Source organism: Streptomyces sp. NPDC053541, from assembly GCF_044544705.1.
Classification (GTDB): Bacteria; Actinomycetota; Actinomycetes; order Streptomycetales; family Streptomycetaceae; genus Streptomyces.
Genome location: NZ_JBITXM010000009.1, coordinates 1 through 18862 on the forward strand (window position 1 = coordinate 1; position 18862 = coordinate 18862).

An 18862-nucleotide genomic window follows, 5' to 3' on the forward strand; every position below is an offset into this window, starting at 1 on the left:
GGGGGACCCTGTGGGAGAGTAGGACGCCGCCGAACAATCTTTGTGGGAAAGCCCCGCACCGTATGGTGCGGGGCTTTTCTGCGTTCACGGCCCGGTCCACGACCCCGCAGACGGCCCGGCGCCGGTCCCGGCCGACGCCGGGCAATGCCGGGCACAGATCAGAGCTTGCCGGCCGCCTTCAGGGCGAGATACGCGTCCGCCAGTGCCGGGGCCAGGGCGTCCGGGGCCGCGTCCACGACGGTGACTCCGTGGCGCTGGAGCTGTTCGGCGGTACGGAGGCGCTGCGTCTGGGTCTGGGTGGCCGCGGCGGCCTCGTAGACGCCCTCGATCGTGCCGCGGTTGCCCGCCATGCGGGCCACGTGCGGGTCGGCCGGGGAGGCCACCAGAACCGTGTGGCGCTGGGTGAGCTGCGGGAGGACCGGGAGGAGGCCCTCCTCGACGGGGGCGGCGTCCAGAGCCGTGAGCAGCACGATGAGCGAGCGGCGCGGGGCGCGGGCCAGGGCGGTGGCCGCGAGGCCGCGGGCGTCGGTCTCCACGAGTTCGGGTTCGAGCGGGGCCAGGGCCTGGACCACGGCCGGCAGGACGTCGCTCGCCGAGCGGCCCTGGACCTGGGCGCGGAGGCGGCGGTCGTACGCGAGGAGGTCGACCCGGTCGCCCGCGCGGGAGGCGAGGGCGGTGAGCAGGAGCGCGGCGTCCATGGCCGCGTCGAGGCGGGGGACGTCGCCGACGCGGCCGGCCGAGGTGCGGCCGGTGTCGAGGACGATGAGGATGTGGCGGTCGCGTTCGGGGCGCCAGGTGCGGACGGCGACCGCGGTCTGGCGGGCGGTGGCCCGCCAGTCGATGGAGCGGGTGTCGTCGCCGGGGACGTACTCGCGGAGGCTGTCGAACTCGGTGCCCTCACCACGCGTCAGGACGCTGGTGCGGCCGTCGAGTTCGCGGAGCCGGGCCAGGCGCGAGGGCAGGTGCTTGCGGCTGGTGAAAGGCGGCAGGACGCGCACGGTCCAGGGGACCTCGTGGTTGCCCTGGCGGGCGGCGAGGCCGAGGGGGCCGAAGGAACGGACGGTGACGCGTTCGGCGCGTCGGTCGCCGCGGCGGGTGGGGCGCAGGACGGTGGTGACGCGGCGGCGTTCGCCGGCGGGGACCGTCAGGCGCTGGCGCGGGGGGCTCTGGGCGCTGCTGGGGGGCCAGGCGTCGCGGAGCTGGGCGCGAAGTCGGCGGCCGGACGGGTTGGTGACGGTGAGTCGGACCTCGGCGGCGTCACCCAGTCGAACCGTTGTGTCACCGTTTCGGGTGAACTGGAGCTTTCGCACTGGCGCGGCCATCGCGTAGTCGCACAGAATTGCGAGTGTGAGCGGCGCGTTCACCGCGAGCATCCCCGTCCAGCTGGGCGCGAGGATGCCCACGGGGAGCGACCCGATGGCGGCGAGCAGGGCGGTTCGTCCGGTGAGGGCCATGAGAGTGCCGTTCTCAGCGAGGTACGGGGACGTGGGCGAGGATCGAGTTGAGGACGGAGTCGGAGGTGACTCCCTCCATCTCGGCCTCGGGCCGCAGTTGGACACGGTGCCGCAGGGTCGGCAGTGCCAGGGCCTTCACATCGTCCGGGGTGACGTAGTCCCGGCCGGTGAGCCAGGCCCAGGCGCGCGCCGTGGAGAGCAGGGCGGTGGCTCCTCGGGGGGAGACGCCGAGGGTGAGCGAGGGGGATTCACGCGTGGCACGGCAGATATCGACGACATAGCCGGCGATCTCGGCGGAGACGGCGACCTCGGCCACCGCTTCGCGCGCGGCGGTGAGTTCGGCGGGGCCGGCGACGGGGCGGACTCCGGCGGCCTTCAGGTCGCGCGGATCGAAGCCCTGGGCGTGCCGGGTGAGGACGCTGATCTCGTCCTCGCGTGAGGGCAGCGGGACCGTCAGCTTCAGCAGGAAGCGGTCGAGTTGGGCCTCGGGCAGCGGGTAGGTGCCCTCGTACTCGACAGGGTTCTGGGTCGCGGCGACGAGGAAGGGCTCGGGCAGCGGACGGGGGGTTCCGTCCACCGTGACCTGGCGTTCCTCCATGGCCTCCAGGAGCGAGGCCTGGGTCTTCGGGGGCGTCCGGTTGATCTCGTCGGCGAGGAGCAGGTTGGTGAAGACCGGACCGGGCTGGAAGGAGAACTCGGCGGTCCGGGTGTCGTAGACGAGGGAGCCGGTCACGTCGCTCGGCATCAGGTCAGGGGTGAACTGGACGCGCTTGGTGTCGAGTTCGAGCGAGGTGGCGAGGGCCCGCACCAGGAGGGTCTTGGCGACGCCGGGGACGCCCTCGAGCAGCACGTGGCCCTTGCAGAGCAGGGCGACGACGAGTCCGGTGACGGCCGGGTCCTGGCCGACCACGGCCTTGCCGATCTCGGTGCGCAGGGCCTCCAGGGAGGCGCGGGCGGCGTCCGAGGGCGTCACGGTCTCGGGGGTCGGGGCGCTCATGAGGTGCGTACCTCTCTTTCGAGGGCGTCGAGTTGGTCCGCGAGGCGGACGAGGGCGGCGTCGTCGGCGGGAGCCGGGCCGAAGAGGAGGGTCCGGTGGACCGCGGCGGTGGTCGCGGGGATCCGCGCGGAGAGTGCGGACAGGAGCAGATCGGGGGAGTGGGCGTCCTTGGCGGGGAGGCCGAGGAGCGGGGCGATCCGGTCGCGGGTCGCGGTGCGCAGGACGGTGGCCGCGCGGTCGCGGGCGTCGGTCCTGCGGTAGAGGCGGGCGCGGCCCTCGGTGGCCTCGGAGGCGCGGATGGCGACGGGGAGGCGTTCGGGGACGAGGGGGCCGAGCCGGCGGGCTCGCCAGACGGCGGCGAGCACGGCGGCGAGGGCGAGTTGGAGGGCGCCCCACAGCCAGCCGGAGGGGATCAGGTCGAGGAAGGCGGAGCCGGGGTCGTCGGAGGCCTCCGGGTCCGGGGGCAGGTCGGAGAGCGAGGGGAGGAACCAGGCGAGATGCGGTCGGGAGCCGAGGAGTTGCAGGGCGAGGGACGCGTTGCCCTGCTGGGCGAGGCGCTTGTTGTAGAGCAGTTCGGGGGAGCCGACGAGGACGGTGTCGGCGGCGTCCGTTCCGGGGCCGGGGAGGCGGACCAGGGTCGGCAGGCCGTCGGCCGGGTAGCAGGCGTCGGCGGTGGGGGCGGTGCCGGTGCGGTAGCGCTCGCCGCCGAGGTCGGCCGTGCCGGCGCGGGTGGCGGCCGGGAGGGCGCAGGCCGGGCCGGGAGCGCGGGTGGCGACGGCGGCGCTGAGGTCGGTGGCGATGCCGGGGGCCAGGGTGTCCAGGCTCGCGGCGCCGGCGCCGAGGAGGACGGTGCGGCCGGCCGAGCGGCTCATCGCCCCGTACAGCGTGGACTGCTGCTCCGGGGTGAGCAGGTCGGGGGTGGTGACGAGGAGGGTGGTGTCCGCGCTGGTGGCGGCGGTGGCGTCGGCGAGGGTGTCGAAGACGTCGACGCTGACGCCGTGGGCCTTGAGGAGTTCGGCGACGGCGCGGCTGCCGTGCGGGTCGGCGGAGCGCGGGTCGAGGCGGCCGCCGTGGTCGCCGGAGCGGACCGTGGCGAGGACGAGGCCGCCGATCAGGGCCACGGCGATGAGCAGCAGGGCGCCGCGGGCGCGGCCCCACAGCTGGCGGGGGGTGAGCGAGGTGGAGGTGGCGGCCCGGGGCGTGGCGGTGCGGCGGCTCATCGGGGCGCCTCCGTGAAGCCGTCGGTGCTGCTCGTGGCGAGGACCGGTTTGGTGCGCTCCAGGGCGGTGTCGAGCTGTTCGACGCGCCGGTACGCGGGCTCGTCGGCGCTGCGGCCGCCGTATGTGACGTCGTCGAAGGTGCGGGCGGCGGAGCGCAGGGCGTCGGCGTGGGTCGGCAGGTGGCGGCCGGCCTCGGCGGCGGCCTCGTCGGCGGTGCGGCCGGGGCGCGGTTCGAGCAGGGTGCGCTCTTCGAGGGAGCGGACGATGGCGCGCATGCGTTCCTGGACGGCCTGGTTCCACTGGCCGGCGGAGGCGTGCCGGGTGGCGGCGGCCCGGTGTTCGGCGGCGGTGCGGGGAGCCGTGTCGAACAGGGCGTCGCCGCCGGTGGCGGGCGTGCGGTGGGGCGTGCCGAGGCGCCACCAGAGGGCGCCGATCAGGGCGAGCACGACGATGACGACGGCGACGAGCCCGACGGTGCCGCCGGGGGTCGCGGTGGAGGCGGCCTCGAAGAGGCCGTCGACCCAGTCCCAGAAGCGGTCGAGAGCGCGCTGGAGGAGGCTGGGGTCGTTCTCGTGGTACATCGGCTTGGACAGTTCGCGCTCCGCCGCCTCGCGGGCGGGGACGCGCGGAATGTCGACCGGTGTGTCACCGGCCGTGCCCCCCGTGATCGTCACGCCATCAGCCTCCGTAGCCGGGGAGGCCGGCGGCGCGGGCCAGTTCGAGGTCGAGGGCCTCGCGGCGGATGCGCTGGTCGATGTAGAGGAGCACCGTCACGCCGGAGGTCAGCGGGTAGGTGAGGGCGCTGGTGATCACGCCGCCGATGCCGACGACGATCAGGAAGGTCCAGCCGGTCTCGGCGACGGAGCCGTCCATGAAGGCGTCGAGTCCGCTGCCGGAGGCGAGCGTGGCCAGGATGAGGAAGGGGACGGCGACCAGCATCGAGAAGACGGCGACCATCACGTTGGTGAGCAGGGTGATGCCGAAGATGCGCCACCAGGAGCCCTGGACCAGCTTCATGGACCGCTTCATCGCCTTGACGACGCCCTGGCGCTCCAGCATGAGGGCGGGGGAGGCGAGGGAGAGGGCGATGGTCAGCCAGACGACGGCGACGAAGGCGCAGAAGCCGCCCACGAAGGCCAGGCCGTCGCCGGCGCTGCCGCCGAGGAGCAGTCCGGGCAGCACGCCGACGAGCATGATCGCGGCGGAGAGGGCGATCACCAGGAACGTGATGCCGAGGAGCTGGAGGAGCCGCGGGCGGGCGTCCCGCCAGGCCTCGCCGAGGGTGATCGGGCGGCCGAGGACGGCCCGGCTCATCACGACGGTGAGCAGCGCGGAGCAGAGGACTCCGGCGCCGATCATGATGATGTACGAGGGGCCGGACTGGACCAGCGCGCTCTTCAGCGAGTCCACGCTCTGCGCGAGCGCCTCGGCCGGGGTGGCGTCGGGGTCGAGCGGCACCGGCTCCGAGGCCAGGAAGCGGATGCTGAGGATGTCCGCGAGCTGGGCGACGACGGCGACGCCGAGGCTGATCGCGAGGACCGTCTGCCAGTAGCGGCGCATGGTCGTCGCGGCGCCGTCGAGGATGTCGCCGAGGGTCATCGGCCGCAGCGGCACCACACCGGGCTTCGCGGCGGGCGGCGGTCCCCAGTGGCCGTACGGGGGCGGCGCGTTCCAGCCGCCGCTCTGGGCCCGGGCCGGGGCCTGCGGCGGGGCGGCGGCACCGGGGGCGGTCGGCGGCTGCCACTGCCCGGCGGGCGGTTGCTCCTTCGACCACTGGGCGGAGCCGTTCGCGTCGCCGGGCGAGGCGGGCCGGGACACGCCCGAGCCGTCGTGGCCGTCGGAGGGAGCAGATCCGGGCGAGGTCCAGCCCGGAGTGTCGTTCACGGTCGTCCACCTCGAGGAATGGTCGCGGGGCCGGCTCGCCGAACCGGCTCGGTCTCTGCGGCCGTACGCCTGTCCGGGCGGCGGGCCGGGAGCCATCGTGCCACGCGGGCCCCTCCGCCGGGCGGGGCCTGGCGGATCGGGCGGCTCGCTCCATGGGCCGGAGGGGGTGGCGCGGGGTACGGTGCAGGGCGACCACGGGGGCAAGGGCTTGACCATCAGGTCTGACGTCGACACCCAGGGACACCGGCAGTTCACGGCGGGCTATCACGGGCGTCACCGCAGGTCAGTGAGGTATCTCACCAGCCGCCTTGAGACTGATACGGAAATGGGATGATGTCGATATGAAGGGACGCGTTCTCGTCGTCGACGACGACACCGCACTGGCCGAGATGCTCGGGATCGTGCTGCGAGGTGAAGGGTTCGAGCCGTCGTTCGTCGCGGACGGCGACAAGGCGCTCGCGGCCTTCCGGGAGGCCAAGCCGGACCTCGTGCTGCTCGACCTGATGCTGCCCGGGCGGGACGGCATCGAGGTGTGCCGGCTGATCCGGGCGGAGTCCGGGGTGCCGATCGTGATGCTCACGGCCAAGAGCGACACCGTCGACGTCGTCGTCGGCCTGGAGTCCGGCGCCGACGACTACATCGTGAAGCCGTTCAAGCCGAAGGAGCTCGTCGCCCGGATCCGGGCGCGGCTGCGCAGGTCCGAGGAGCCGGCGCCCGAGCAGCTGGCCATCGGCGATCTGGTGATCGACGTGGCCGGTCACTCCGTGAAGCGGGACGGGCAGTCCATCGCCCTGACGCCGCTGGAGTTCGACCTGCTCGTCGCCCTCGCCCGCAAGCCGTGGCAGGTGTTCACGCGCGAGGTGCTCCTGGAGCAGGTCTGGGGCTACCGGCACGCCGCCGACACCCGCCTGGTCAACGTGCACGTCCAGCGGCTGCGCTCGAAGGTCGAGAAGGACCCGGAGCGCCCGGAGATCGTCGTGACCGTCCGCGGTGTCGGTTACAAGGCAGGACCGAGCTGACATGAGCGCAGGCAGTGCTGCTCCGAAGCCCGGGAACCCGGGAGTCCGTACGGGGCGGGCTGCCGGACCGGGACGGGGGGGTTCCCGTTTCGGCCGTCTGCTCCAGGACGGTGCCCCGGGCGGGCCGGTGTTCCGGCTCGTCGTGCGCTGGGTGCGGCGTCCGCTGCTGCCCGCCGTACGGCTGTGGCGGCGCAATCTGCAGGTGCGCGTCGTCGCGGGCACCCTGCTCATGTCCCTCGGAGTGGTGCTGCTGCTCGGCCTGGTCGTCATCGGCCAGGTGCGCAACGGCCTGCTCGACGCCAAGGAGAAGGCGGCGCAGAGCCAGGCGGCCGGCGGGTTCTCCGCCGCGCAGGACCGGGCCGCGACCACGCCCTCCCAGCCCGGTGAGCAGGACGGCGGCCGGGCCGGCGCGTCCGTGAACTGGCGCTCGACGCTCGTCGAGCAGCTCGCCAGCGGCGGCCAGAGCGCCTACAACGTGGTCGCGCTGTCCCTGGAGACCGGCAACACCGCCAGCCGCGGCGCCCGCGCCTCCGGCGAGGTCGACCCGACCACGAGCATCCCCGCCGACCTGCGGCACAACGTCGCTCAGGGCACGAGCACCTACCAGAAGTTCGCCCGCATCCACTACACCAGCGGCAAGCCCTCCGAGGCCGGCCTGGTGATCGGCAAGCGGCTCAACGACGCCGACGGCACCCCGTACGAGCTGTACTACCTCTTCCCGCTGACGCAGGAGGAGGACTCCCTCGCCCTGGTCAAGACGACCCTGGCGACGGCGGGGCTGTTCCTCCTGGTGTTGCTGGGCGCCATCGCCTGGCTCATGGTGCGCCAGGTCCTCACGCCGGTGCGGATGGCCGCCGGGATCGCCGAACGGCTGTCCGTCGGCAAGCTCCAGGAGCGCATGAAGGTCACCGGCGAGGACGACATCGCGCGCCTCGGCGAGGCCTTCAACAAGATGGCGCAGAACCTCCAGCTCAAGATCCAGCAGCTGGAGGAGCTGTCCCGGATGCAGCGGCGCTTCGTCTCCGACGTCTCGCACGAGCTGCGCACCCCGCTGACCACCGTGCGGATGGCCGCCGACGTCATCCATGACGCGCGCGCCGACTTCGACCCGGTGACCGCGCGCTCCGCCGAGCTCCTCGGCGACCAGCTCGACCGCTTCGAGTCGCTGCTCTCCGACCTCCTGGAGATCAGCCGCTTCGACGCGGGCGCGGCGGCCCTGGAGGCCGCGCCGATCGACCTGCGCGAGGTGGTGCGGCGGGTGATCGGCGGCGCCGAGCCGCTGGCCGAGCGCAAGGGCAGCCGGATCGTCGTCACCGGTGACGAGCAGCCCGTGGTGGCCGAGGCGGACGCCCGCCGGGTCGAGCGGGTGCTGCGCAACCTGGTCGTGAACGCCGTCGAGCACGGCGAGGGCCGGGACGTCGTCGTGAAGCTGGCCTCGGCCGGCGGGGCCGTCGCGGTCGCCGTGCGCGACTACGGCGTGGGCCTCAAGCCCGGCGAGGCGACCCGGGTCTTCAACCGCTTCTGGCGCGCCGACCCGGCCCGCGCCCGCACCACCGGAGGTACGGGCCTTGGCCTGTCCATCGCGGTGGAGGACGCCCGGCTGCACGGCGGCTGGCTGCAGGCCTGGGGCGAGCCGGGCGGCGGCTCGCAGTTCCGGCTCACCCTGCCGCGGACCGCGGACGAGCCGCTGCGCGGTTCCCCGATCCCGCTGGAGCCGGAGGACTCGCGGCGCAACCGCGAGCAGGCCGCGCTCGCCGCGGGCGGTGCGCGCAGGGCCGGTGACGAGCCGGCCGGCGGCACGGGCGCGGGGGCGCGCCTGTCGGCGGTGCCGGTGCAGCCCGCCGGGGACCGCCCGGCCCTGCCCGTACCGCCGCGGATGCCCGCCGTGCCGCGGGCGGCCGTCGATCCGACGGCCCTGCCGGGCAACGGCGCACGGGTGGTGTCCCGGTCCGCCGAGGGCGCGGAGGACCCCGCGGGAGACGGGGGTGGTGAGGCGATGGCGTCGACGCGCGCCGAGCGGGAGGACGGAACTGGTGGGCGCTGACCTTCGAGGGAAGCGGGAGCCCCTGGGGCGGGGAAGGACAGTACGGATCGCGGTCCTCGTGGCGTGCGGCACGCTGCTCGTGGGCGGCTGCGCGACCATGCCCGACAGCGGTGACGTCCAGCCCGTGAAGGCCTCCAATCCGGGGGACTCGCAGGTGCGGGTGTACGCCGTGGCGCCCCGGGAGGGCGCCGATCCGGACGAGATCGTCGACGGCTTCCTGGAGGCCATGACGAGTGACGACCCCGGCTTCGCCACCGCGCGGAAGTACCTGACGAAGGAGGCGGCGCGCGGCTGGAAGCCGGAGGAGAGCATCGCCGTGCTCACCAACGCGCCCGGCCGCGACCCGGCCGTGCGGCTCGCCGATCCCGAGAGCAAGGGCCGGACCTTCCCGCTGTCGGGGCGGCAGATCGCGACGGTGGACGCCAGTCACGCGTACCAGCCGAAGGCGCCCGCCGAGTACACGCAGTCGATCCACGTGGTGCAGCAGCCGTCGGCGGACGGCAAGAGCAAGGAGTGGCGCATCGACAAGCTGCCGCAGGGCCTGGTGCTCGGCGAGGCGGACTTCCTGCGCAACTACCGCTCGGTCAACAAGTACTACTTCGCCTCCGGTGAGAACTGGGTCGTCGCCGACCCCGTCTACATCCGGCAGCGCCAGGACCCGGTCACCCGCATGGACCCGGTGGCGCAGACCGTGAAGGCGCTCCTGGAGGGCCCGACGGGCTGGCTCGACCCGGCCGTCGACACCCGCTTCCCGTCCGGGACGCAGTTGCGCGAGGGCGTGACCACGCTGGTCACGGACGACCAGTCCACCCTGAAGGTGCCGCTCAACGAGAAGGCCGACCACGTCGGCGCGGCGGCCTGCAAGGGGATGGCGGCGCAGCTGCTGTTCACGCTGCGCGACCTGACCTCGGTACGGGTCGAGCAGGTGGAGATCCAGGACAGCGGGCGCAACCGGCTGTGCCTGCTCGGCAAGGGGCAGGCCCTCGACGAGTACTCGCCGGTCCGCAACCCCGGCGCCGGTGAGAACCCCTACTTCGTCGACGAGCACGGCAAGCTGATGATGCTGTCCGTCGACGGGCAGCGGCCCGACAAGCCGACCGAGGTGACCGGGCCCTTCGGCAAGGGCACGGTCCCGCTGCGGTCGGTGGCCGTGGACCGGGAGGAGAGCCACGCGGCGGGCGTCGTCCTGGAGGGGCGCGAGCTGCGCGTCGGCTCGCTGACGACCGACGAGGAACTGCCCGCGCCCGTCGTCACCAGCAGCGCCGCCCTCCCCGACAACCGTCTGTCGGCGCCGAGCTGGGACGGCCGGGGCGATCTGTGGGTCGCCGACCGCAATCCGCTCAGGCCGCGCCTGTGGATGGTGCCGGGCGGCCGGGGCGAGCGGATCGAGGTCGCCACGCCGTGGCTGCGGGACGGCGCCCGGATCGAGTCGCTGCGGCTCTCCGCCGACGGGGTGCGCATCGCGCTCCTGGTCACCCAGGACAAGCGGACCACGCTGCAGATCGGGCGGGTCGAGCGGACCTTCGAGGACGGCGTGCAGACGGTCGCCGTGACGGACCTGGAGAACGCGGCGCCGCGCCTGGAGTCGGTCACCGCCGTCTCCTGGGCCGGGCCGAGCCGGCTCGTCGTGGTCGGCACGGAGGCCGGCGGGGTGCAGCAGGTGCGCTACGTGCAGACGGACGGCTCCACCTCGGCGACCTCGGTCCTGCCGGGCCTCAACGGTGTCGAGGCGGTCGCCGCACCGCACGGCGAGCAGGCTCCGGTGGTCGCCGACTCGGGCAACGACGGCATCGTCCGGCTGATGCCGGGCACCAACTGGCAGCCGGTGGTGAAGGAGGGCGGCTCACCGGTCTACCCGGGCTGAGCCGTCCACCTCACCCTCGGCACCCGCTTCCCCCCGGGGCCGAACACCGTCCCCGCGCCCGTACGGGCCCGGGCCGCACGCATGTGCGGTCCGGGCCCTCTTCGTGTCCCCTTCGCCGTTGTCCACAGGCTGTTCGCGGTGGTTGTCCACAGGGGTGGCCGGAGGCGCCGGGCAGGAGGACAGTGGAGCCATGCGGGGGTGGTGGCGAGAGATGGCCGGGCTGGTGCTGCCGGGCTCCTGCGGAGGCTGCGGCAGACCCCGTACGGCGCTGTGCCCGTCGTGCGCGGTCGAGCTCACCGGCGCGGCCCGCCGGGTGCGGCCGGCGCCGGAGCCGCCGGGGCTGCCGGTGGTGTTCGCGGCGGCCGCCTACGAGGGCGCGACGCGGGCCGTGCTGCTCGCCCACAAGGAGCGCGGCGCGCTGGCGCTCGCGGGGCCGCTGGGCACGGCTCTCGCCGGGGCCGTGACGGCCGTCGCCGGGGGCCGGGGCGGGCTCGGGGGCCGCCCGCTGCTCCTCGTACCGGTGCCGTCTTCGAGGCGCTCGGTGCGGGCACGCGGCCATGATCCGACGTGGCGGATCGCGCTGGCCGCGGCGGGCCGGCTGCGGCGTACGGGCCGGGCGGCGCGGGTCCTTCCGGTGCTGCGGCAGCGGCGGGAGGTGGCCGACCAGGCCGGTCTGGGGGCGCGCGGGCGGCGGGCGAACCTGGCCGGGGCCCTGGAGGTGCCGGCGGCCGGGCTCGGGCCGCTCGGCGAGGCCCTGCGGGCGGGGGCGCGGGTGGTGCTCGTGGACGACCTGATGACCACCGGGGCCTCGCTCGCGGAGGCGGCGCGGGCGCTCGCGGCGGCGGGGCGGGGGCTCCGCTCCGTACACCGTCCGTTCATGTACCCCGGATTACCGGACAGGCCGAAGGGAGGACCGGCGGGAGGCGTCACTGAAGGCGAATTCGAACAGGCCGCGGCAGCGGTAGTCGCATCTTCTCCGTCCTCGTTCGAAATAAACCGGAACTCGCGGGGAACTTGCGTCGTTGCAGGTGGTGAGAGGTGAAAACACCCGAACGGAGGTAACCGGCTCCAGCGGGTGCCGACACCCGTCCGAACGAGCTATGTTCGGTTGTGAGGAATGGCGAATGCCACACCTCATCGAATGCACGGGTGCGCCTACAGGACAGGAGTTCAAGGCGAATTAACCTCTCGTTGATGGGGTGGGGAGCTTGTCGACTGGGGAGGAGGAGGTCAGGTCGCCAAGTCCGAGACTCCGGTAATCGCCGGGGTCTGGTGCAAAGGGATGTAGCCCGCCGGGCCAAGGAGCCGGGACGGGCAATCCGGGAACGGAGTTCTGCGTGGACATCGTCGTCAAGGGCCGCAAGACCGAGGTGCCCGAGCGGTTCCGGAAGCACGTGGCCGAGAAGCTGAAGCTGGAGAAGATCCAGAAGCTCGACGGCAAGGTGATCAGCCTCGACGTCGAGGTGTCCAAGGAGCACAACCCGCGGCAGGCCGACAGGTCGGACCGCGTGGAGATCACCCTCCACTCCCGAGGCCCGGTGATCCGGGCGGAAGCGGCAGCAGGCGACCCGTACGCAGCGCTCGACCTCGCCAGCGACAAGCTGGAGGCCCGACTGCGCAAGCAGCACGACAAGCGCTTCACCCGCCGTGGCGCCGGCCGGCTGTCCGCGGCCGAGGTCGGCGACGTGGTGCACGGCGCCGCCCAGCTCGACGGCAGCGGTCAACTGGTCGCCGACGAGACCCAGAACGTGCCCACCACGATGATGGGTTCGATCGAGGTCCAGGGCGAAGGGCCGCTGGTGGTCAGGGAGAAGACCCACAGTGCCGCCCCCATGAGCCTCGACCAGGCGCTCTACGAGATGGAGCTGGTCGGGCACGACTTCTATCTCTTCGTCGACTCCGACACCAAGCAGCCCAGCGTCGTCTACCGCCGACACGCCTACGACTACGGCGTCATCCACCTGGAGAGCGACCCGCTGGCCGAGGGTGGCGGCGCGGGCGGCGCGCTCGGCGGCTGACCCTCCGGGCCCGCCCCGCGCGGACCACGACACCGGTGCCCCTGGAGCGCCCCGTGCGCTCCCAGGGGCACCCCTGTGCGCCCACGTGCGCCCATGGGATCACCGCGCGGTGGCCGCGGCATGAAAGCATGGGGTGCACGCCAACCGGTGCTCATCGGGCAGCGGTTGGGACCGAAAGCGAACCAGTACACGACTTCAGGCCACGGCCTTCATGGGGGAGGAACGATGGCGGACAGCTTCGGGCCGGTGCACGGCGGGCGAACGCTCGACGAGCCGGTGAACCCGGAGGTAATGGATTCGGCCAACGACGCGTCGCGCGACGAACCGATCCGGGTCCTCGTCGTGGACGACCACGCCCTTTTCCGCCGCGGTCTGGAGATCGTCCTCGCGCAGGAGGAGGACATCCAGGTCGTCGGCGAGGCGGGCGACGGCGCGGAAGCCGTCGACAAGGCCGCCGATCTCCTGCCCGACATCGTCCTGATGGACGTCCGCATGCCCAAGCGCGGCGGAATCGAGGCGTGCACCTCCATCAAGGAGGTCGCCCCCAGCGCCAAGATCATCATGCTGACGATCAGCGACGAGGAGGCCGACCTCTACGACGCCATCAAGGCCGGCGCCACCGGATATCTCCTCAAGGAGATCTCCACCGACGAGGTCGCCACCGCGATCCGCGCCGTCGCCGACGGGCAGTCGCAGATCAGCCCCTCGATGGCCTCGAAGCTGCTCACCGAGTTCAAGTCGATGATCCAGCGCACCGACGAGCGCCGGCTCGTGCCCGCGCCCCGGCTGACCGACCGCGAGCTGGAGGTCCTCAAGCTCGTCGCCACCGGGATGAACAACCGGGACATCGCCAAGGAGCTGTTCATCTCCGAGAACACCGTGAAGAACCACGTCCGCAACATCCTGGAGAAGCTGCAGCTGCACTCCCGGATGGAGGCCGTGGTCTACGCGATGCGCGAGAAGATCCTCGAGATCCGCTGAGACAACGGCTGAGAGAACGGCTGAAGAACGGCCGAGAGATCCGCTGGGAGAGCCGCTGAGGGACCTCCCGAGGGATCTGCCGCTCAGGCCAGGGCCTTCACCAGCGCGGGCGCCAGCTCCGGGGCGTCGACCCGCTCCACCGCCACCGCGTCGCAGCCGACCCACTCGGCCGCCTCGCGCAGCGCCTGCGCCACCGCCGGGACCGCCTTGGCGCCGTCCAGGGTGACCTGCCGGGCCACCAGCGTGCGCCCGTCCCGGGCCGGGTCCACCCGGCCCACCAGCCGGCCGCCGGCCAGGACCGGCATCGCGAAGTACCCGTACACCCGCTTCTGCTTCGGCACGTACGCCTCCAGGCGGTGCGTGAAGCCGAAGATGCGCTCGGTGCGCGGGCGCTCCCAGATCAGCGAGTCGAAGGGCGAGAGCAGCGTCGTGCGGTGCCGGCCGCGCGGCTCGGTCGCGAGCGCGGCCGGATCGGCCCAGGCCGGCTTGCCCCAGCCCGCGACCGTCACCGGCACCAGACCCGAGTCCGCCACCACCGCGTCGAAGGCCTCGCCCTTGATCCGGTGGTAGTCGGCGAGGTCCGCGCGGGTGCCGACGCCGAGCGCCTCGCCCGCCTGCCGCACCAGGCGGCGCAGGCACTCCCGGTCGTCCAGGTCGTCGTGCAGCAGCGCGTCCGGGATCGCGCGCTCCGCCAGGTCGTACACCCGCTTCCAGCCGCGCCGCTCGGTCACCACGACCTCGCCGAACATCAGCGCCCGCTCGACGGCGATCTTCGAGTCGGACCAGTCCCACCACTCGCCCTTGTTCTTGGCGCCGCCCAGCTCGGTGGCGGTCTGCGGGCCCTCGGTCTTCAGCTGGGAGATCACCGCCTCGTAGGCCCCGTCGGCCAGCTGGTGGTTCCAGTGCGGGCGGTCGCGGTAGGCGCGGCGGCGGAAGGCGAAGTGCGGCCACTCCTCCACGGGCAGGATGCAGGCGGCGTGCGACCAGTACTCGAAGGCGTGGCCCTCCGTCCAGTACGCCTCCTCGACGGTGCGGCGGCCGACCGCGCCCAGGCGCGCGTACGGAATCAGCTCGTGCGAGCGGGCGAGCACGGAGATCGTGTCCAGCTGGACCTGCCCGAGACTCCGCAGCACGCCCCGCACGCCGGCCCGGCGGTCGGGGGCACCGAGGAATCCCTGGGCCCGCAGGGCGATCCGGCGGGCTTCGTCGGCGGACAGTTCGGCAGCGGGGCGCGGGGCGGTCGTCATGCTCCGACCCTAGGGCCTGGCACTGACATCCCGGAGGGGCTCCGAGCCGCTCTTCGCCGGGAGGTACGGCACCGGCGACGGCAGGCCCACGTCGGAGGGGAGGAGCGCGCCGAGCCAGCAGTCGCGGGCGGTGCCCTTGTTCGTCAGACCGGCCCGCTCGACGCCCTCGACGACGAAGCCGGCCCGCTCGGCCACGGCCCGGGACGGGACGTTGCCGACCTCGGCGCGCCACAGCAGGCGGTGGGTGCCGAGCGCGGTGAAGGCCCAGTGGGCGAGGGCGCCGACGGCCTCCGTGACGTAACCCCGGCCGCGCTGCTCCGCGACGGCCCAGAAGCCGACCTCGCGCACGCCCGGACCGCGCGCGTGCAGGCCGACGGCGGCGACCAGCGGGCCGCCCTCCAGCGGCTCGACGGCGAAGGCGTAGTCGTTGTCGGCGCGCCAGCCGTCCGGGACGATGCGGGTGGTGAAGAGTTCGGCGTCCTCGCGCGTGTACGGCGAGGGGACCTGGGTCCAGCGCTGGATGTCCGGGCTCTGGCAGGCCTGGTGGACGGCGTCGGTGTCGGCGGGCGTGAAGACGCGCAGGCGCAGTCTGGCCGTGGTGAGGGTGATGGGCTCCATGACCGAATTCTGGTGACCCGCCGCGGCCGGTGCGAACACTTTTCGCAGCGGGCGGCACCTTCCGGCGGCCTCGTGCGTTGGTCAGGGAGCGAGGTGTCACGGGCGGGAGCGGGACCCTCGGCACCGGCCCCGGCACCGGGCCCGGACCCGTCCCGCAGCGCTCCGCCACCGCTCCGGCCTTGCGGGCCTCCCTCCACGAGGGGGGTCTCGCTTACGATGGCCGTTGCGGTGGGGACCACCTGCCGTGCCCGCGCCCGAGTCATGACAAGACCCAGTGCCAGGCCCGACCGGCAAGGAGACCAGCCTCAGTGTCCGTCTTCCACAAGCTCATGCGTGCAGGCGAAGGCAAGATCCTGCGCAAACTGCACCGCATCGCGGACCAGGTCAACTCCATCGAAGAGGACTTCGTCAACCTCTCCGACGCCGAGTTGCGGGCGCTCACGGACGAGTACAAGCAGCGCTACCAGGACGGCGAGTCCCTGGACGACCTGCTTCCGGAGGCGTTCGCCACGGTCCGCGAGGCCGCCAAGCGCGTCCTCGGCCAGCGCCACTACGACGTGCAGATCATGGGTGGCGCCGCCCTGCACCTCGGCTACGTCGCCGAGATGAAGACCGGTGAGGGCAAGACCCTCGTCGGTACCCTCCCCGCGTACCTGAACGCGCTGTCCGGCAAGGGCGTCCACCTGATCACGGTGAACGACTACCTGGCCGAGCGCGACTCGGAGATGATGGGCCGGGTCCACCGCTTCCTCGGTCTGACCGTCGGCTGCATCCTCGCGAACATGACTCCGGCCCAGCGCCGCGAGCAGTACAACTGCGACATCACCTACGGCACGAACAACGAGTTCGGCTTCGACTACCTGCGCGACAACATGGCGTGGTCGAAGGACGAGCTGGTCCAGCGCGGCCACAACTTCGCCTGTGTCGACGAGGTCGACTCGATCCTGGTCGACGAGGCCCGCACGCCGCTGATCATCTCCGGCCCGGCCGACCAGGCCACCAAGTGGTACGGCGACTTCGCCAAGCTGGTCACCCGCCTGGTCAAGGGCGAGCCCGGCAACCCGCTGAAGGGCATCGAGGAGACCGGCGACTACGAGGTCGACGAGAAGAAGCGCACCGTCGCCATCCACGAGTCCGGCGTCGCCAAGGTCGAGGACTGGCTGGGCATCGACAACCTGTACGAGTCGGTGAACACCCCGCTCGTCGGTTACCTGAACAACGCCATCAAGGCGAAGGAACTGTTCAAGAAGGACAAGGACTACGTCGTCATCGACGGCGAGGTCATGATCGTCGACGAGCACACCGGCCGCATCCTCGCCGGCCGCCGCTACAACGAGGGCATGCACCAGGCCATCGAGGCCAAGGAGGGCGTGCCGATCAAGGACGAGAACCAGACGCTCGCCACGATCACCCTCCAGAACTTCTTCCGCCTCTACGACAAGCTCTCCGGCATGACCGGTACGGCCATGACCGAGGCGGCCGAGTTCCACCAGATCTACAAGCTGGGCGTCGTGCCGATCCCGACGAACAAGCCCATGCAGCGCAAGGACCAGCCGGACCTGATCTACCGGACCGAGGTCGCCAAGTTCGCCGCCGTCGTCGACGACATCGTGGAGAAGTACGAGAAGGGCCAGCCGGTCCTCGTCGGCACCACCTCCGTCGAGAAGTCCGAGTACCTCTCGCAGCAGCTCAGCAAGCGCGGCGTGCCGCACGAGGTGCTCAACGCCAAGCACCACGAGCGCGAGGCCGCGATCGTCGCGCAGGCGGGCCGCAAGGGCGCCGTCACGGTCGCCACGAACATGGCCGGCCGCGGTACGGACATCAAGCTCGGCGGCAACCCCGACGACCTCGCCGAGGCGGAGCTGCGGCAGGCGGGCCTCGACCCGGTCGAGCACGTCGAGGAGTGGGCGGCGGCCCTGCCGGGCGCCCTGGAGCGCGCCGAGAAGGCCGTGAAGGCGGAGTTCGAGGAGGTCAAGGAGCTCGGCGGGCTCTACGTCCTCGGCACCGAGCGGCACGAGTCGCGCCGCATCGACAACCAGCTGCGCGGTCGTTCCGGCCGTCAGGGCGACCCGGGCGAGTCCCGCTTCTACCTGTCGCTGGGCGACGACCTGATGCGCCTGTTCAAGGCGCAGATGGTCGAGCGGGTCATGGCCATGGCCAACGTCCCGGACGACGTGCCGATCGAGAACAAGATGGTGACCCGTGCCATCGCCTCCGCGCAGGCCCAGGTCGAGTCGCAGAACTTCGAGACCCGCAAGAACGTCCTGAAGTACGACGAGGTGCTCAACCGGCAGCGCGAGGTCATCTACGGCGAGCGTCGCCGCGTCCTGGAGGGCGAGGACCTGCACGAGCAGGTGCAGCACTTCATGGACGACACGATCGACGACTACATCCGCCAGGAGACCGCCGAGGGCTTCGCGGAGGAGTGGGACCTCGACCGCCTGTGGAACGCCTTCAAGCAGCTGTACCCGTGCAAGGTCACGGTCGAGGAGCTGGAGGACGCGGCGGGCGACCGGGCGGGCATCACCGCCGAGTTCATCGCGGAGTCCATCAAGGACGACATCCACGCGCAGTACGAGGCGCGCGAGAAGCAGCTCGGCTCGGAGATCATGCGTGAGCTGGAGCGCCGGGTCGTCCTGTCGGTCCTGGACCGCAAGTGGCGCGAGCACCTCTACGAGATGGACTACCTCCAGGAGGGCATCGGCCTGCGCGCGATGGCGCAGAAGGACCCGCTGGTCGAGTACCAGCGCGAGGGCTTCGACATGTTCTCCGCGATGATGGAGGGCATCAAGGAGGAGTCCGTCGGCTACCTGTTCAACCTGGAGGTCCAGGTCGAGCAGCAGGTCGAGGAGGTCCCGGTGCAGGAAGCGGCGCCGTCCCTGCAGAAGGACGCCGTGCCGGCGGGCACCGGCCGTCCGGAGATCCGGGCGAAGGGCCTGGACGCCCCGCAGCGTCCGGACCGGCTGCACTTCTCGGCGCCGAAGGTCGACGGTGACGGCTCGGTCGTCGAGGGCGACTTCGCCGCCGACGGCGAGCCGCTGGACGCGGGCGACGGGATGACCCGGGCGGAGCGCCGCAAGGCGCAGAAGAGCGCGGGCGGGCGTCGCCGCAAGAAGTAGTGCCGACACGAGGGAGGGGCCGGTCGTCCTGGACGACCGGCCCCTCCCTCGTGCTGTCGGGCGGCCGGCGGCCGGATCGCCCGAAGGGGTACGGCCGCCTGGTCGCGTTGTCGTGGGCCCCGGACGGCCCGTGAGCTTCGCCTCGGACGGAGCCCAGGGGGCCGGCGTCGCTTCCGCCCCCAGGCCCTGGCGGGGCCTGGATGGCGCCAGCTCTGGCCCTGCGGGTCCGGGGGCCCAACCCCGGGCTTGGGGGGCCCAGAGCTTTGACCCCCGGTCCCGTCGGGCCTGGGTGGACCCGGCCCGGGGCCGCGGCCACCCCGGTCCCGTCGGGCCTGGGTGGACCCGGCCCGGGGCCGCGGCCCTGCGGGCCCGGGCCCCCACCCCCCCCGACCCTTGG

14 protein-coding genes are annotated in these 18862 nt (G+C 72.7%); 7 read left to right on the forward strand and 7 right to left on the reverse strand.

Annotation, left to right across the window (positions count from 1 at the left end; all coding sequences use genetic code 11):
* Positions 1-158: 158 nt before the first annotated feature.
* The 5 genes from ACIGW2_RS22760 to ACIGW2_RS22780 are packed head-to-tail and all read right to left on the reverse strand — an operon-like array spanning position 159 to position 5555.
* The gene (locus ACIGW2_RS22760; RefSeq protein ID WP_391655763.1) at positions 159-1454 is read right to left on the reverse strand and encodes a DUF58 domain-containing protein; all 1296 of its coding nucleotides are present in this window, start codon (positions 1452-1454) and stop codon (positions 159-161) included.
* Between the two features lie 13 nt (positions 1455-1467).
* On the reverse strand, positions 1468-2451 hold the full coding sequence (locus ACIGW2_RS22765; protein WP_399845406.1) for an AAA family ATPase: 984 nt from the start codon (positions 2449-2451) through the stop codon (positions 1468-1470).
* Complete coding sequence (locus ACIGW2_RS22770; RefSeq protein WP_399845409.1) at positions 2448-3671, reverse strand: DUF4350 domain-containing protein; 1224 nt, start codon at positions 3669-3671, stop codon at positions 2448-2450. Before ACIGW2_RS22770 ends, ACIGW2_RS22765 begins: the two co-directional genes overlap by 4 nt.
* On the reverse strand, positions 3668-4345 hold the full coding sequence (locus ACIGW2_RS22775; RefSeq protein ID WP_399845412.1) for a DUF4129 domain-containing protein: 678 nt from the start codon (positions 4343-4345) through the stop codon (positions 3668-3670). Before ACIGW2_RS22775 ends, ACIGW2_RS22770 begins: the two co-directional genes overlap by 4 nt.
* A 4-nt stretch (positions 4346-4349) precedes the next feature.
* Positions 4350-5555, reverse strand: a complete 1206-nt coding sequence (locus tag ACIGW2_RS22780; protein ID WP_399845415.1) for a hypothetical protein — start codon at positions 5553-5555, stop codon at positions 4350-4352.
* 341 nt (positions 5556-5896) lie between these two features.
* On the opposite strand from ACIGW2_RS22780, the gene mtrA reads away from it, so the two are divergent.
* From mtrA to ACIGW2_RS22810, 6 genes are all read left to right on the forward strand, one after another.
* A complete protein-coding gene (gene mtrA / locus ACIGW2_RS22785; protein ID WP_009333493.1) occupies positions 5897-6574 on the forward strand; it encodes a two-component system response regulator MtrA in 678 nt (225 codons plus the stop codon).
* 1 nt (position 6575) lies between these two features.
* Entirely contained in the window at positions 6576-8618 is a 2043-nt protein-coding gene (mtrB, locus tag ACIGW2_RS22790; protein ID WP_361582919.1) for an MtrAB system histidine kinase MtrB, read from the forward strand.
* Between the two features lie 97 nt (positions 8619-8715).
* Positions 8716-10482, forward strand: coding sequence for an LpqB family beta-propeller domain-containing protein (locus ACIGW2_RS22795; RefSeq protein ID WP_399845882.1), 1767 nt, complete (start codon positions 8716-8718; stop codon positions 10480-10482).
* Positions 10483-10672: 190 nt separating this feature from the next.
* Positions 10673-11524 carry a ComF family protein gene (locus ACIGW2_RS22800; protein WP_399845418.1) on the forward strand — a complete coding sequence of 284 codons (852 nt, stop codon included), beginning with the start codon at positions 10673-10675 and terminating at the stop codon, positions 11522-11524.
* A gap of 295 nt (positions 11525-11819) precedes the next feature.
* Positions 11820-12500 (forward strand): ribosome hibernation-promoting factor, HPF/YfiA family, encoded by a 681-nt coding sequence (hpf, locus tag ACIGW2_RS22805; protein WP_356071882.1) that lies wholly within the window; start codon positions 11820-11822, stop codon positions 12498-12500.
* Positions 12501-12725: 225 nt separating this feature from the next.
* On the forward strand, positions 12726-13481 hold the full coding sequence (locus ACIGW2_RS22810; RefSeq protein WP_361582925.1) for a response regulator transcription factor: 756 nt from the start codon (positions 12726-12728) through the stop codon (positions 13479-13481).
* An 83-nt stretch (positions 13482-13564) separates the two neighbouring features.
* On the opposite strand, the gene ACIGW2_RS22815 is transcribed toward ACIGW2_RS22810, so the two are convergent.
* Together ACIGW2_RS22815 and ACIGW2_RS22820 are read right to left on the reverse strand one after the other, a co-directional pair.
* Positions 13565-14728, reverse strand: a complete 1164-nt coding sequence (locus ACIGW2_RS22815; protein ID WP_361582928.1) for a DNA glycosylase AlkZ-like family protein — start codon at positions 14726-14728, stop codon at positions 13565-13567.
* Positions 14729-14737: 9 nt separating this feature from the next.
* Positions 14738-15346, reverse strand: a complete 609-nt coding sequence (locus tag ACIGW2_RS22820; protein ID WP_399845423.1) for a GNAT family N-acetyltransferase — start codon at positions 15344-15346, stop codon at positions 14738-14740.
* A 308-nt stretch (positions 15347-15654) separates the two neighbouring features.
* Here ACIGW2_RS22820 and secA point away from each other — a divergent pair, with 308 nt between their 5' ends.
* Positions 15655-18465, forward strand: a complete 2811-nt coding sequence (gene secA, locus ACIGW2_RS22825) for a preprotein translocase subunit SecA (RefSeq protein ID WP_391655757.1) — start codon at positions 15655-15657, stop codon at positions 18463-18465.
* Positions 18466-18862: the final 397 nt, after the last annotated feature.